The sequence below is a fragment of the Lysinibacillus sp. KU-BSD001 genome (assembly GCF_042920265.1).
Taxonomy (GTDB): domain Bacteria; phylum Bacillota; class Bacilli; order Bacillales_A; family Planococcaceae; genus Lysinibacillus_B.
This window is the reverse complement of sequence record NZ_JBDQZI010000006.1, coordinates 87,924-102,836: the sequence shown is the minus strand read 5'-3', so window position 1 is coordinate 102,836 and position 14,913 is coordinate 87,924. Positions and strand designations below refer to the sequence as shown.

Here is a 14,913-nt window from a genome sequence, read left to right as displayed (position 1 = left end):
GGGTTAATAAAGGGAGTTTAGTTCGGCATATTTTTGGCTTTTCCAGCCTGACCGTATGCATTGAGCATAATATTCATATCTGGTTGTGCAAGTTGTGGCACTTGATACATACCGCGTTTATTTAAATAAAGTGAAACTTCATAGGCCATTTCTACGCAGTTTGGCACCGAGTCTTGCAATACGCGACGGACAACAGGGTTTGTTGATTCAAGCGCAGCTTGTGTTTTTCCAACAGCGCCTGTTTTATGCATAGAAAGGAGCGCCCCAGCGATAATGGCGTCATCAATTTCATTAGGAGATTGAATTGGTTTTTTCGGTTCGCCAGCGCTTAATCCGTATTTGACATCGTTACCCATTTGCATGTTGTACGTTTTTGTTGGGTGTTTTGGATCATGTCCTGTTTTATACGCTTCTGCTGTAATGTTGTATTCATCAAGCATGAAAGCATATTGGCGATCTAAAATGCCGAGTAATTCTGGATCTTGAATTTGGTCTCGCATGAGTACACATTGGTTTAATGCGCCAATAGCAGCACTTAACACTTCATGTACATCCATTACTTCATGCGCCCCATGGTTCATCGAAATTGGCTGTTGATTACCTTGAGATTCAGACGGTTGTGTAAACATAAAGTAAGTCCTCCATTTCTTTAGTTGGTACGCAATATATTGTGGCTTTTATTGATGTTATTATGCATACTTAATAATAAGTAATAAATTCAAATAAAAGGGGTTGTTGGATGATACAGGATAATAGAGGGAGCGCCAAAGTTGCTGTAATTGTTATCATGGTAATCATCGGTATTGCTCTGTTCACTGTTGTATTGAAATATAATAGTCTTGTGAATGGTGAGGAGCAAATTGATGCAGGTTGGGCACAAATTGAAAATCAACTCCAACGAAGATTTGACTTAATTCCGAATTTGGTAGAAACAGTAAAAGGTTATGCAGCACATGAGGAAGCTATTTTTACGCAAATTGCAGAGGCGCGTACAAACTACGGTACTGCTTCCACGACAGAAGAAGCCGCCGCGGCAAATGATGAATTAACGACGGCGTTAGAAAAGTTAATGGTCATTGTAGAGGCGTATCCGGACTTAAAAGCAAATACGCAGTTTACGCGATTAATGGATGAGTTAGCTGGCACGGAGAATCGGTTGGCTGTCGCGCGGAAAGATTACAATGAAACCGTACAAGATTTTAATAGTCATGTTCGCACGTTCCCTGGGAATATGATTGCAGGCATGTTTGGCTTTGAGAAAAAAGCTTATTTTGAGGTAAATGAAGGCGTCACAGAAACACCTACCATTGATTTCGGGGGAGAGAATGAATGAAGCAGAGGGTATTGTTACTTATTGCATTGTTTATCTTTGTTCTCCCGCTGAGTACATGGGCAGAAATTCCTCCTCGACCAACAACAGCTGGGTTTGTATTTGATTATGAAAATGTGATTGATGATGAAGTTGAAAAAGAGATTAATGATTTTGCAAAAGAATTACAAACACAAGGGATTATGGAACTGTTTATTTTAACAGTGCCGACGATTGGTGATTTAGAGGCTTATGAGTATGGAGTAGAAGTATTCCGTGAATGGGGAATTGGCGATGCGGCAAAAGATAATGGCATGCTGATTTTTGTGACAACCTCTCAAGGCGAAGGCAATAATAAAGTCCGTATTGCGACAGGTTACGGGCTAGAGGGGGATTATCCGGACGGTAAAACAGGTGAAATGCTGGATACGTATATGGTGCCAGCATTAAAAGAAGGGGATTATACAAAAGCGTTTGCGCAAGTGGTAGAGGCCATTCGAGCAGAAGAAAATATCGAGCATACTTGGCAACAATCAGACGTATTTGTGGAGGAAGTTCACTGGATTTACGAAGTAATTGGGGCTGTTTTTTTCGGTGGTATCTTTTTAGCGATTTTATCCGTGATAGGTTGGATAGGGTGGGGAATCATGAAATGGATGTTCCGGAAAATACAAGGGACATTTTATTGGTTTTATCAAAAGCTGACAGGCCAAGATATCCGCTCGGAAGGCTATAAAGCGTATTTAGCAGCCAAAGCAGCAGAAGCAGCTGCGTGGGAAGCTGAGCGCGAGACTAGGTTGTCTAGTGACTCGAACTATGACTATGGGAGTAGTGATAGTTATTCAGGCGGTGGTGGTGATTCAGGTGGCGGTGGCTCGGACCGTAACTTTTAAAAAAGGTCTTTTTGCATTTGCTGGTAGGAAGCCTGAACCCGCAGTATAATGGGGCGAGAAGGAGTGTATTGCATGCAAAAAGTGATTTTTTATTCCCGCCCACATTGTTCGCTTTGTGAAGAAGGGATCTTAACCTTAAAGCTTGTCCAAGAAGAACTGCTGTTTAAAATTGAAGTATTGAATATTGAAGAAGATGACACGTTACACGAAAAGTATATGCTGATGATTCCTGTTGTTGAAAAAGACGGTAGGATGATTCAATACGGTCAGCTTGATTATGTAACACTATACGAAGCGCTTAGTGTAGATGAAATCTCATAATGTGAGACTTCATTTACACTTTGTATCGTTTGTGTAAATAAAGAGGAAATAAATTGCATAAGAAAGCGATTCATACTACAATAAAGGTACAGAAATATTTTTTTACTACCTATGGGACAAAAATGTTTCTGGTGGGACAAAAAAAGACCATACAGATAGTAGGTGAGTATATGGACGAATCTTCATTGTATGGAGTAGGACGTAAATTAATACCCGAAATCGATTTACTTTTGAAAAAACGATTTCGGATTTTACAGGCGATTCATATTGCAGGTCCGATTGGTAGACGGACATTAGCAGAACTTTTACATGCAACGGAGCGTGAAATTCGAAATGAAACGTCGCTTTTGCATGAACAACAATTAATTGATATTGGCCAAAAAGGTATGATTTGTACAGAAGTAGGGTATGAAGTACTTGAGAAGTTAAAAACGCTGTATCATGAACTCGCCGGTTTTACGCAAAAAGAGCAACAGCTTGCCAAAGTATTAGGAATTGAAAAAGTCATCATCATTCCCGAGAGCTTTCAAGATGAAGCATCACGTACATTGCTTGGCAAGGAAGCGAGTCAATTACTAACGAATCTGGCACAAGCAAATAGCAAAATTGCGGTCACTGGCGGTAGTTCGGTTGCCTGTATTGCACCGTATTTACAGCCCAATGAGCAGTTACCAAGTGCGCAGTTTATCGCAGCACGAGGTGGAATAGGCGAAGAGATGAGCTTGCAAGCAAATGTGCTTGTCGCGCAGTTTGCACAAGCGTGTCATGCCTCGTATAAAACGCTTTTCTTACCTGAGTTCTTAAGTGAGCAAGCGTATGTTGCGATGAAAGCGGAGCCAAGTGTACAAGAAATGATTCATTTATATGAACAGGTCCATATTGTTGTGCACGGGATCGGCACGGCAGAAGAAATGGCCGAAAAGCGAGGTAGCACCGAGGCAGAGAAAAGACTGCTTCGTGAAAAAGGGGCAGTCGGTGAGGCATTTGGTTATTATTTTGATGAACAAGGTGAAATTGTGCATCAAATTCGCACGATTTGTATCCAACCTGAACATGTAAAAAATAGTCACCACGTCATTGCGATTGCGGGGGGCGCTCAAAAAGCAAAAGCCATCAAGGCATACTTTAAACGTGCGGCACAGCAAACAATTTTTATGACAGATGAAGCTGCTGCAAATGAAATGTTGTGATAACTAGCTTCACGCTATTATTATAAAATACTTTATTTGGAGGAATGAACATGGCATTACAACTAGCAATTAATGGTTTTGGTCGTATCGGTCGATTAGTATTCCGCGAGGCGTTGAAACACGATGAGTTTGAAGTAGTGGCAGTAAACGACTTAACAGATGCAGGTCAGTTAGCACACTTATTAAAGTATGACTCAGTTCATGGTGTTTACGAAGCAGATGTCACAGCGGAAGAGGATGCTTTTATCGTAAATGGTAAACGTATTCGTGTGTTTTCAGAAAAAGACCCATTAAATTTGCCATGGGGTGAATTAGGCGTTGACGTTGTGTTAGAGTGTACAGGGAAATTCCGCTCAATGGAAGATGTATCAAAGCATGTGCAAGCAGGCGCGAAAAAAGCCATTCTCTCCGCACCAGCAAAAGGTGAAATGCCAACATTTGTAATGGGGGTAAACGAAGAATACTACGATCCAGAAACGATGGATGTAATCTCCAATGCATCCTGTACAACAAACTGTTTAGCACCAGTTGCTAAAGTGTTAGATGAACATTTTGGCATTAAGCGTGGGATGATGACGACAATTCACTCGTATACGAATGACCAACGTATTCTGGATTTCCCGCATGCTGACCCGCGTCGTGCCCGTGCTGGTGCAGTGTCTATGATTCCAACAACAACAGGTGCAGCGGTCGCTGTATCGAAAGTATTGCCGCAACTAAAAGGGAAATTAGATGGTTTCTCGATGCGTGTGCCAACACCGAACGTATCATGTATTGACTTAGTTGTAGAAGTTGATAAAGATGTGACGGTCGAAGACGTGAATGCCGTATTAAAAGAGGCTTCAGAAGGGCAATTACAAGGCATTTTAGGCTACAACGAATTACCGCTTGTTTCGATTGACTATAACGGCAACCCAGCCTCTTCAACGGTGGATGGTTTATCGACAATGGTCATGGAAAAGCGCATGATCAAAGTAGTCGCTTGGTACGATAATGAAATCGGTTATTCAGCGCGCTTAATGGACTTAGCGCTGTATTTAGTAAAGCGTGGGTTAAACTAAAAAATAATTGTGACATACTTTTGCCGAATCGAAGAAAAAGTGTGTCACAATACGATAAAATGTAGATGAAAAGTATAGCCTTTATGAGATTGAACTATTATAATGTATAAAGGTAAAAGGATGAGCGGTTTACCGACTCGTCCTTTTTCTTCATTTGAATGAAGATATAGCCTTCGGGCATAATTAATTTGTAACAAACGAGGGAGTCGCTTCGTGCTTACAAGAGACATACATATCGACTTTTGTTACTATTAGAGCGAAAGTCTACTATAAAAAGGTTAGTGCCTTTTTCTAAAATTGAAGGAGGGTTTTCTTCATGTTTTTAAAGAAGACGATGGATGATGTAAATGTAAAAGGGAAACGCGTTTTTGTACGCGTAGATTTTAACGTACCAATGGCGGAAGGCAAAATAACGGATGAAACACGTATTCGTGCAGCCATTCCAACAATTCAAGCTTTAGCAGAAAAAGGTGCGAAAGTGATTTTAGCTTCTCACTTAGGGCGTCCAAAAGGCGAAGTGAAGGAAGATATGCGCTTAACAGCTGTGGGCGAGCGATTAGCTGAATTAATGGGTCAACCAGTGAAAAAGCTAGACGAATCCATCGGTGAAGCAGTAGAAGCAGCAGTTGCTAGCATGCAAGAGGGCGACATTGTTTTACTTGAAAACGTTCGCTTCCATAAAGGCGAAGAGAAAAATGATGAAGAGCTGTCAAAAGCTTTCGCTAAATTAGCGGATGTTTATGTTAATGATGCGTTTGGCGCAGCTCACCGTGCACATGCTTCAACAGAAGGGATTGCGAAATTCGTTGACACAGCGGTATGTGGTTACTTAATGCAAAAAGAATTAGACGTGCTAGGAAAAGCATTGTCAAACCCAGATCGCCCATTCACAGCAATTATTGGTGGTGCGAAAGTAAAAGATAAAATCGGCGTAATCGAAAACTTACTGGATCAAGTAGACCACTTAATCATCGGTGGTGGCCTTTCATTTACATTCATAAAAGCACAAGGCTATTCGATTGGTAATTCTTTATTAGAAGAAGACAAAATCGAGTTAGCAAAGTCGTTTATCGAAAAAGCAAAAGAAAAAGGCGTAAAGCTGCATATGCCAATCGATGCGGTAGTAGCAAATGAATTTTCAAAAGATGCAGAAACACAAACAGTAGACATTGATGCCATTCCTGCTGATTGGATGGGGCTTGATATCGGACCAAAAACAGCAAACGCATATGCGGACGTTATCAAAAATTCGAAGCTTATTATTTGGAATGGACCTATGGGTGTGTTTGAAATGGATAAATTTGCGAATGGTACAAAAACAGTAGCAAATGCAATGGCTGAAACAGAAGGCTACACAGTAATCGGCGGTGGTGACTCTGCAGCAGCTGTAGAAAAGTTTGAAGTAGCTGACAAGATGAGTCATATTTCAACAGGCGGTGGTGCCTCATTAGAGTTAATGGAAGGTAAAGCACTTCCAGGCATTGTCGCACTAAACGATAAGTAACGGAGGGAATTTATGCGTAAACCAATACTTGCAGGCAACTGGAAAATGTATAAGTCATTTGACGAAGCAGTAGAGTTTGTCGAAGCAGTACGAGAGTCTATTCCTTCAGAGGAAAAAGTAGATGCAGTCATTTGCGCCCCTGCGATTTACTTACCAACTTTAGTCGATATCGCTACAGAAACGGATTTAGCAATCGGCGCGCAAAACATGCACTTTGAGCAGGAAGGTGCATTTACAGGTGAGGTTAGTCCAGCACAATTAGCAGCGATCCATGTAGATTATGTGATTTTAGGACACTCAGAGCGTCGTGAAATGTTTAACGAAACAGACGAAGCAGTCAATAAAAAAGTAAAAGCAGCACTTGCACACGGCATTGTACCAATCATTTGTTGTGGGGAAACGTTAGAAGAGCGTGAAGAAGGCCAAACAGAAGCGAAAGTGTCTGGCCAAATTCGCGCAGCACTCGAAGGGTTCACAGCAGACGAAGTGTCGCATATGGTCCTTGCATATGAACCAATTTGGGCAATCGGTACAGGTAAAACAGCAACAGCGGATGATGCCAATGAAACATGTGGCGCCATTCGTAAAGTGGTAGCGGACATGTACGGGTCCGCAACAGCTGAAGCGATTCGTATTCAGTACGGCGGCTCTGTCAAACCAGAAAATATTGTCGAGCTGTTATCGAAGGAACATATTGATGGTGCCTTAGTTGGCGGTGCGAGTTTACAAGTAGATTCTTATTTAAAATTATTGGAGGCCGGCGCAAATGCCTAAACAGCCAGTAGCATTAATTATTTTAGATGGCTTTGCTCTTCGCAATGAATTGAAGGGCAATGCCGTAGCACAAGCAAACAAACCAAATTTTGATCGTTTTTGGAACGCTTATCCGCATGCAACACTTACTGCATGCGGTGAGGCGGTTGGTTTACCCGATGGCCAAATGGGGAACTCTGAAGTAGGACACTTAAATATCGGTGCAGGTCGTATCGTATATCAAAGCTTAACGCGCATTCATAAGTCGATCCGTGAAGGCGACTTCTTCCGCAATGAACGATTCCTTGCGGCAGTGGAACACGCGAAAGCAAATGGTTCTAAACTTCATTTAATGGGTTTACTCTCTGATGGCGGTGTACATAGTCATTATGAGCATTTATTTGCACTACTTAAATTAGCAAAAGCAAACGGTTTAGAAGAAGTATATGTACATGGTTTCCTAGATGGGCGTGATGTAGGTCCAACAACAGCGCTTGAATATATCGAAGAAGCAGAAAAGCAAATGACGGAGATTGGTATAGGGAAATTTGCATCGATTCACGGTCGTTATTATGCAATGGACCGCGACAAACGTTGGGAACGTGTGAAGCTATCGTACGATGCACTTGTAGATGGTGTAGGGCATACGGCAGCTACAGCAAAAGCCGGTGTACAATCAAGCTATGTACGCGAAGTGGTGGACGAATTCGTCATTCCGTTTGTCATTACACAAGAAGGGCAGCCTGTTGCAACGATTGATACGAATGATGCGGTCGTATTTTTCAACTTCCGTCCAGACCGTGCGATTCAATTATCAACAGTGTTTACAAATGAAACGTTTGCAGGCTTTGAGCGTTCAGAAAAGCATCCGACAAATTTATCCTTCGTCTCGTTCACGCACTATAGTGAGGATGTAAATGCACTCGTTGCCTTTGAAAATGATAACTTAACGAATACGTTAGGTGAAGTGCTTGCTGAAAACGGCTTAACACAGCTTCGTATTGCCGAAACAGAAAAATATCCGCACGTGACATTCTTTATGAGTGGTGGTCGTGAGGAAACATTTGCTGGGGAGGAGCGCATTTTAATTCCTTCGCCGAAAGTAGCGACATATGACTTAAAGCCTGAAATGAGTGCTTATGAAGTAACAGATGCGCTATTAGCAGAAATTGAAGCCGATAAATTTGATGCGATCATCTTAAACTTTGCTAACCCTGATATGGTAGGGCATAGCGGTATGCTAGAGCCAACGATTAAGGCCATCGAAGTCGTAGATGCGTGCTTAGGGAAAGTCGTGGATGCCATCATTGCAAAAGGTGGCGCGGCGATTATTACAGCTGACCATGGTAACTCAGATGAGGTTATTACACTAGAGGATTTACCAATGACAGCCCATACAACAAACCCAGTACCAGTCATCGTCACGAAACAAGACGTTCATTTACGTGAAGACGGTATTTTAGCCGATCTTGCCCCAACGGTGTTATCGTTATTAAATGTAGCACAACCTGCTGACATGACAGGAAAAACATTGATTAGTGAATAAGCTACCATTTGTAGTGGAATATATTGAGTATCTTTACCTTAAGAGATAAACCTAAAAAAGAGGAGATTGAAAAACAATGCCATTTATTACACAAGTATACGCTCGCGAAGTATTAGACTCTCGCGGTAACCCAACAGTAGAAGTTGAAGTATTTACAGAATCAGGTGCATTCGGTCGCGCTATCGTGCCATCTGGTGCATCAACTGGTGAATACGAAGCAGTAGAATTACGCGATGGCGACAAAGGTCGTTATTTAGGTAAAGGTGTTTTAAACGCTGTAGAAAACGTAAACACAATTATTGCTGAGGAATTAGAAGGTAACTACTCAGTACTTGACCAAGTTGTGATCGACAAAGCGTTAATCGAGCTTGACGGTACAGAAAACAAAGGTAAATTAGGTGCAAACGCAATTCTTGGGGTATCAATGGCAGTAGCACATGCAGCAGCTGACTACTTAGATGTACCTTTATACCAATACCTTGGTGGCTTCAATGCGAAGCAATTACCAGTACCAATGATGAACATCATCAATGGTGGGGAGCATGCTGACAACAACGTGGACGTACAAGAGTTCATGATTATGCCAGTAGGTGCTGAAAACTTCCGTCACGCTTTACGTATGGGTGCTGAAATTTTCCACCACTTAAAAGCAGTATTAAAGGATAAAGGCTACAACACAGCTGTAGGTGACGAAGGTGGTTTCGCGCCAAACCTTGGTTCAAACGAAGAAGCGATCACTGTAATCCTTGAAGCAATCGAAAAAGCTGGCTACAAACCAGGCGAAGAAGTAAAATTAGCAATGGACGTAGCGTCTTCTGAGTTATTCAACAAAGAAGATGGCAAATACCACTTATCAGGTGAAGGCGTAGTTCGTACATCTGAAGAAATGGTTGCTTGGTACGAAGAGTTAACATCTAAGTACCCAATCATCTCTATCGAAGACGGCTTAGACGAAAACGACTGGGCTGGTCATAAATTACTGACTGAGCGCATCGGTAACCGCGTACAATTAGTAGGTGACGATTTATTCGTAACAAACACGAAAAAACTTGCGGATGGTATCGAGCAAGGTGTTGGCAACTCGATCCTAGTAAAAGTAAACCAAATCGGTACGCTTACTGAAACATTCGAAGCAATCGAAATGGCAAAACGCGCTGGCTACACAGCAGTAATCTCTCACCGTTCTGGTGAATCAGAAGATAACACAATCGCTGATATCGCAGTAGCAACAAACGCTGGTCAAATCAAAACAGGTGCACCATCTCGTACAGACCGCGTTGCAAAATACAACCAATTACTACGTATTGAAGACCAACTAGGTGCAACAGCTCAATACTTAGGCTTACAATCGTTCTATAACATTAAATAATATTTGATCGGGTACCCGTTTTGTGCGGGTACCCGGTTTTTATATGGGTTAATAGACAAACCTGCTGTGATAATAGCCAAACTAACCTGGTTAATAGCCAAACCCACTCCGATAATAGCCAAATCACCCCCGTTTATAGACAATCTTCCGAAATGATATAAACTCTTCCTCTTTTATCTCCGATTTTTTCATATCCTAAGCGAGACAAAATTTTTGAAGCAACTTGCATGGACTCAATACCTACAAAATCCCGAAATTCCTTATTCGTAATTCGGTCACTTATTAATAATCGATAATCATGTAATGCTTGGTGGACTGCTTTTTTATTTCGTTCTCCGCATTTTGGACAGTACCATGTGCGATTTACGTAAACCATGACCTCTGTAAATTGGCATTTTGCACAAAGGACCCCTTTTTGAAGGCGTTCAGGTGCTACAAAACGTTTGACGGCGGGACGATGTAATGTGCTTAACAAGTACGTAGAAAGTTTTTCGAGCTCTGTCGTATTTACATATTCGATAGAATACTTCTCAAATAATCGCTCGATATATAATCGAAGCCCACTCAACTGCAAAATAGGGTAGTGCTGTAATGATTGATCGAAGCGTACATTCGAATTGGCCACAACGACCACGTACATAACGGGAAGCATGAATCCCCAGTGATGAAGTAATCGCTCTAGTACGGTTTGATGTCGATGACTTTGAGCAAATGGATCTGAAAAAATATCTACTTGTCCATTGTGACGGATGCGACCAAACTCATGGTGAGTAGCATTATAAAACAGAGTGCCATTCATATTTTTAATTTCAAGAATCAGTAAAAAATTAGGCGTGACAAGGATGGAATCAATCTGATGTGAAGTACCTTGAGCATTTAATAGTTCAAGATTGTATAGAAGGGTATGAGGGTGAGTCAGTGCAATATCAATGAATTCGCGATCTGTACGTTGTTCCCCACTATGACCTGCTTCAAGAGATAGCAATTGTTTATGGAAATCTTCGTATTCCACATCATGCTCGTATATCCGGCGGAGCAATGCTTGATAATACAATAGCTGTGAAGATTTCTGTCGTTCGAGAATGAGCATAAATCACCTCCCGAATTTATCATACAACAAAATACAGAAAATTCAATATACTTATGAGTAGTAATGATTACTCTTTACTTTCTTCTTTTGGGATGATAAATTATATAAATAGTAATAATTACTATTAAGGAGAGGGTAACAAGTGAATAAAATTCCAGTAACCGTGTTAAGCGGCTATTTAGGTGCAGGGAAAACAACCATTTTAAACCAACTATTAGCAAATAGAGAAGGTAGACGGTTAGCTGTCATCGTCAATGATATGAGTGAAGTCAATATTGATTCACAGCTGATTCAAGATGGTGGATTTTCACGAACAGAAGAAAAATTAGTGGAATTAACGAATGGCTGTATTTGTTGTACGTTACGTGAGGATTTAATGATTGAAGTAGAAAAGCTTGTCGCACAAGGGAATATTGACGGGCTCGTGATTGAATCTACAGGTATTGCGGAACCAATTCCCGTAGCGCAAACCTTTACATATATCGATGAAGAGCTGGGCATCGATTTAACAAAACATTGCACACTAGATGCGATGATTACCGTTGTGGATGCAGCGCGCTTTTGGCAAGATTACGAAAGTGGCGAAACATTACTAGAACGCCAGCAAACAGATGATATTTACGATCAACGTGACGTATCGGATTTATTAATTGAACAAATTGAATTTGCGGATATTTTAGTCATTACGAAGCCAGACCTTGTCACAACGGAATATTTGGAAGCATTTAAAGCGATTCTTCACCAATTAAATCCAAGTGCAGAAATTCATACGGCAGAAAAAGGGGAAATCCCACTTGCTATATTGCTAGACCGCAAGCTTTTCGATTTTGAAAAAGCGAGCCAAGGGGCAGGATGGATAAAAGAATTGAATGAAGAGCATACACCTGAGACGGAGGAATATGGTATTTCTTCATTCGTTTATCGAAGACGTCGCCCATTCCATCCAGAACGGTGGTATGAATGGTTGGAACAATTTCCAGAAGAAATTGTTCGCGCGAAAGGCTTTTTCTGGTTAGCAGGGCGTGATTTTGTCGGATTATTATCACAAGCGGGGGTATCGCTGCAATTTCAAGCAGCAGGTCATTGGGTAGCTGATTTACCCGTACATGAGCGGGAGCAGATTTTACGAGAAGATCCAGCGATGCAAGAAAAATGGGATGAACAGTTCGGCGATCGCATGACGGAGCTTGTACTAATTGGGATGGATATGGTACGTGAAGATATCGAGCGTGAACTTGACGCATGTTTATTAACAGATGAGGAAATGAAACAAGACTGGAAAACATTTAATGATCCGCTTCCGAAATTTGTTGTAGCATCTTAAAAAGAAGAGGGATATTTGGAAAGCATTAGCTTTCTAAATATCCCTCTTTTTACTTATAGCTTATTTCGTTGAACCGTCATTCAAGTATACTTCTCCATCTTTGTAAACCATTTGTTCTGGGTAACGAAGGTTGATAACTTCGTCTTGTAGCTCTTTTGATGGAGCTGGTGTTGCTAGCGATACGATGATATTTGTAAGGAATGCAGCAGTAGCACCGAATACACCTGCCCCCGTATCGATAATACCTAAAATTGTGAATCCACCATATTTAGCAGCAAAGATGTACGCAAGTGTTACACCTAAACCGACTAAAATACCAGCAATAACCCCTTGTGCGTTGGCACGTTTCCACCATACACCTAATACTAATGCTGGGAAGAACGTACCTGTAGCAATCGCGAACGCCCATGCTACGATTTGTGTAATTGCCCCAGGTGGGTTAAGTGCAATAATACCAGCTAAAAGTGTTGCAACGACAATCGACATACGACCAACGAATAAACGTTTACGCTCACTCGCTTGTGGATTTAATACACGGTAGTAAATGTCATGTGCGAATGATGAAGAAATCGAAATCATTAAACCACCAGCTGTAGAAAGAGCGGCAGCCATCGCACCAGCTGCTACTAAACCGATTACAAGCATACCTAAGTTTGCAATTTCAGGCGTTGCCATTACGACGATATCATTTGCGATGACAAGCTCGTTCCATTGTAAAATACCATCACCGCTGTTATCAGCAACTTGTAATTTCCCTGTGTCTACCCAAGACTGTGTCCAAGTAGGTAAGTTTGAAATTTGGCTACCAGCAACTTCTGTCATAAGGATGAAGCGAGCAAATGCAGCGTATGCTGGTGCACTGAAGTATAATAATCCGATAAAGATTAATGCCCAAGCACCTGACCAACGAGCAGCTTTCATCGTTGATACTGTGTAGAAACGTACGATAACGTGAGGAAGACCTGCAGTACCACACATTAATGTAAACATAAGTGCTAAGAATTGCCATTTAGAAGCGTTTGTAAATGGTGCAAAGTATTCAGATATACCAAGCTCGCGATCTAATTCACCCATTTTTGTAACGATTTCGCCATATGAAATCCAAGGAATTGGGTTTCCTGTTAATTGGAAAGACATGAAGATTACTGGTACTAAGTAAGCGATAATTAAAATTACGTATTGCGCTACTTGTGTCCATGTAATCCCTTTCATTCCACCAAATGCAGAATAAAGTGCAATTAATACTACCCCAATCATTGTGCCAATTCGTGCATCAATTTCGAATAAACGCCCAATTACTACCCCTGAACCAGATAATTGTCCAATTGAGTAAGTAAAACTAATAATAATTGTACAGATAGCCGCAATGACTAATGCTGTTTTACTGTTAAAACGGTCACCGATGAACTCTGGTACTGTAAAGCGACCGAATTTACGTAATTGTGGAGCAAGTAAGATGGCTAAGAATAAGTAACCACCTGTCCAACCCATGATATAGCCTAACCCATCATAACCTAATAACATGATTGTACCGGCCATACCGATAAAGGATGCAGCACTCATCCAGTCAGCACCAATGGCCATCCCATTAAAGATTGGTGGTATCCCACGACCTGCAACGTAAAAGTCCGAAGTTTGTTTTGCTGTATTTGCAACAGCGATTCCAATATAAATAGCAAATGTAATTAAAATAATAACTAATGATACTAAAAATTGGCTATCCATACTATTTCCCCTCCTTATAGTTCGTATTCATAAAATGAGTGTTATTAGTGATCTAGCACTTTTCCAGCACTAATTTCTTCATTTCGCTTGTCATCAATGCCGTATTTTTTGTCGATCATATCTCCAACAATGGCATTTGCAAATAGTAAGATAATGAAGGTTGCTAGTGCACCAATTGCCCCCATGAAGTAATGGAACGGGAACCCGATGATTCGAATATCTGTGAGGGAGTCTGCAAATGCAGCCGTACCAAACGATACAACGAACCAAATGATAAAGAAAATAACCATATACGTATTTTTTTCGCGGAAGTAAGCATCAGCCTTACGTTTTTCAATCTTTCTCATGAAAATCACCCCTTTTGAATATTTCCCCTGATTAAACATTTACCCCTTTAAAAATTGCAAGATAACTAGAATATTACTTTAAAAAAACGATCCTCCCTTCAATACGTGGATTATATAATCATCTTTGCGTGAACAAAGAAAATTATTGAGAAAAAGAATAACACTACAATTTTGGCCATTAACGTAAACCAAAAATAAACTTTAATGTTTCCCCTAATGGAAGAGGAACCATAACAACTTTAATGACCATATAGAGCATCATGGCTGCTACTGGAACTGTCAAAAATATGAATCTCTTTTTTACAAGTGCGTATGTTAAACAGGCAATTGTTAATAACATAAAAAAGTAAAGCATCATCCTCACCCCTATTTATGAATAATTTGGAATTAATTAAATTTTCTTTCTATAATATAAAATAAGAAAATAACGTTGTAAAGTAGAATAAAACGCATTTATTGCAGAAAATATTTAAGAATAGTA

15 protein-coding genes are annotated in these 14,913 nt (G+C 40.7%); 10 read left to right on the top strand and 5 right to left on the bottom strand.

The window, feature by feature from the left end; genetic code table 11:
* Positions 1 to 17 precede the first annotated feature (17 nt).
* Complete coding sequence (locus tag AAGS61_RS10875) at positions 18 to 629, bottom strand: spore coat protein (protein WP_391371373.1); 612 nt, start codon at positions 627 to 629, stop codon at positions 18 to 20.
* A 110-nt stretch (positions 630 to 739) separates the two neighbouring features.
* Here AAGS61_RS10875 and AAGS61_RS10870 point away from each other — a divergent pair, with 110 nt between their 5' ends.
* The 9 genes from AAGS61_RS10870 (at position 740) to eno (ending at position 9,946) form a co-directional block, all read left to right on the top strand.
* Complete coding sequence (locus tag AAGS61_RS10870) at positions 740 to 1,333, top strand: LemA family protein (RefSeq protein WP_391371371.1); 594 nt, start codon at positions 740 to 742, stop codon at positions 1,331 to 1,333.
* Entirely contained in the window at positions 1,330 to 2,202 is an 873-nt protein-coding gene (locus AAGS61_RS10865) for a TPM domain-containing protein (RefSeq protein ID WP_391371368.1), read from the top strand. The genes AAGS61_RS10870 and AAGS61_RS10865 overlap by 4 nt, the downstream gene beginning before the upstream one ends.
* A gap of 72 nt (positions 2,203 to 2,274) precedes the next feature.
* The gene (locus AAGS61_RS10860; RefSeq protein ID WP_391371365.1) at positions 2,275 to 2,523 is read left to right on the top strand and encodes a glutaredoxin family protein; all 249 of its coding nucleotides are present in this window, start codon (positions 2,275 to 2,277) and stop codon (positions 2,521 to 2,523) included.
* Between the two features lie 170 nt (positions 2,524 to 2,693).
* On the top strand, positions 2,694 to 3,713 hold the full coding sequence (locus AAGS61_RS10855) for a sugar-binding transcriptional regulator (RefSeq protein WP_391371363.1): 1,020 nt from the start codon (positions 2,694 to 2,696) through the stop codon (positions 3,711 to 3,713).
* Positions 3,714 to 3,763: 50 nt separating this feature from the next.
* Positions 3,764 to 4,774 carry a type I glyceraldehyde-3-phosphate dehydrogenase gene (gene gap / locus AAGS61_RS10850; RefSeq protein WP_391371360.1) on the top strand — a complete coding sequence of 337 codons (1,011 nt, stop codon included), beginning with the start codon at positions 3,764 to 3,766 and terminating at the stop codon, positions 4,772 to 4,774.
* A 316-nt stretch (positions 4,775 to 5,090) separates the two neighbouring features.
* Entirely contained in the window at positions 5,091 to 6,278 is a 1,188-nt protein-coding gene (locus AAGS61_RS10845) for a phosphoglycerate kinase (RefSeq protein ID WP_391371357.1), read from the top strand.
* A gap of 12 nt (positions 6,279 to 6,290) precedes the next feature.
* Positions 6,291 to 7,052, top strand: a complete 762-nt coding sequence (gene tpiA / locus AAGS61_RS10840; RefSeq protein WP_391371356.1) for a triose-phosphate isomerase — start codon at positions 6,291 to 6,293, stop codon at positions 7,050 to 7,052.
* Positions 7,045 to 8,577, top strand: a complete 1,533-nt coding sequence (gene gpmI / locus AAGS61_RS10835; protein WP_391371353.1) for a 2,3-bisphosphoglycerate-independent phosphoglycerate mutase — start codon at positions 7,045 to 7,047, stop codon at positions 8,575 to 8,577. The genes tpiA and gpmI overlap by 8 nt, the downstream gene beginning before the upstream one ends.
* A gap of 76 nt (positions 8,578 to 8,653) precedes the next feature.
* Positions 8,654 to 9,946, top strand: a complete 1,293-nt coding sequence (eno, locus tag AAGS61_RS10830; RefSeq protein ID WP_391371350.1) for a phosphopyruvate hydratase — start codon at positions 8,654 to 8,656, stop codon at positions 9,944 to 9,946.
* A gap of 133 nt (positions 9,947 to 10,079) precedes the next feature.
* Here eno and AAGS61_RS10825 read toward each other — a convergent pair whose 3' ends face one another.
* Complete coding sequence (locus AAGS61_RS10825) at positions 10,080 to 11,036, bottom strand: nuclease-related domain-containing protein (RefSeq protein ID WP_391371347.1); 957 nt, start codon at positions 11,034 to 11,036, stop codon at positions 10,080 to 10,082.
* Between the two features lie 142 nt (positions 11,037 to 11,178).
* Between AAGS61_RS10825 and AAGS61_RS10820 the strand changes: the two genes are divergently transcribed.
* Positions 11,179 to 12,360: a GTP-binding protein gene (locus AAGS61_RS10820; protein WP_391371344.1), complete on the top strand. Its 1,182-nt coding sequence runs from the start codon at positions 11,179 to 11,181 to the stop codon at positions 12,358 to 12,360.
* A gap of 60 nt (positions 12,361 to 12,420) precedes the next feature.
* Here the strand turns inward: AAGS61_RS10820 and AAGS61_RS10815 are convergent, their stop codons facing one another.
* From AAGS61_RS10815 to AAGS61_RS10805, 3 genes are all read right to left on the bottom strand, one after another.
* Complete coding sequence (locus AAGS61_RS10815) at positions 12,421 to 14,085, bottom strand: sodium:solute symporter family protein (RefSeq protein WP_391371342.1); 1,665 nt, start codon at positions 14,083 to 14,085, stop codon at positions 12,421 to 12,423.
* A 44-nt stretch (positions 14,086 to 14,129) separates the two neighbouring features.
* Positions 14,130 to 14,432, bottom strand: coding sequence for a DUF4212 domain-containing protein (locus AAGS61_RS10810; RefSeq protein ID WP_391371340.1), 303 nt, complete (start codon positions 14,430 to 14,432; stop codon positions 14,130 to 14,132).
* 178 nt (positions 14,433 to 14,610) lie between these two features.
* The gene (locus tag AAGS61_RS10805; RefSeq protein WP_391371337.1) at positions 14,611 to 14,787 is read right to left on the bottom strand and encodes a hypothetical protein; all 177 of its coding nucleotides are present in this window, start codon (positions 14,785 to 14,787) and stop codon (positions 14,611 to 14,613) included.
* Positions 14,788 to 14,913 lie beyond the last annotated feature (126 nt).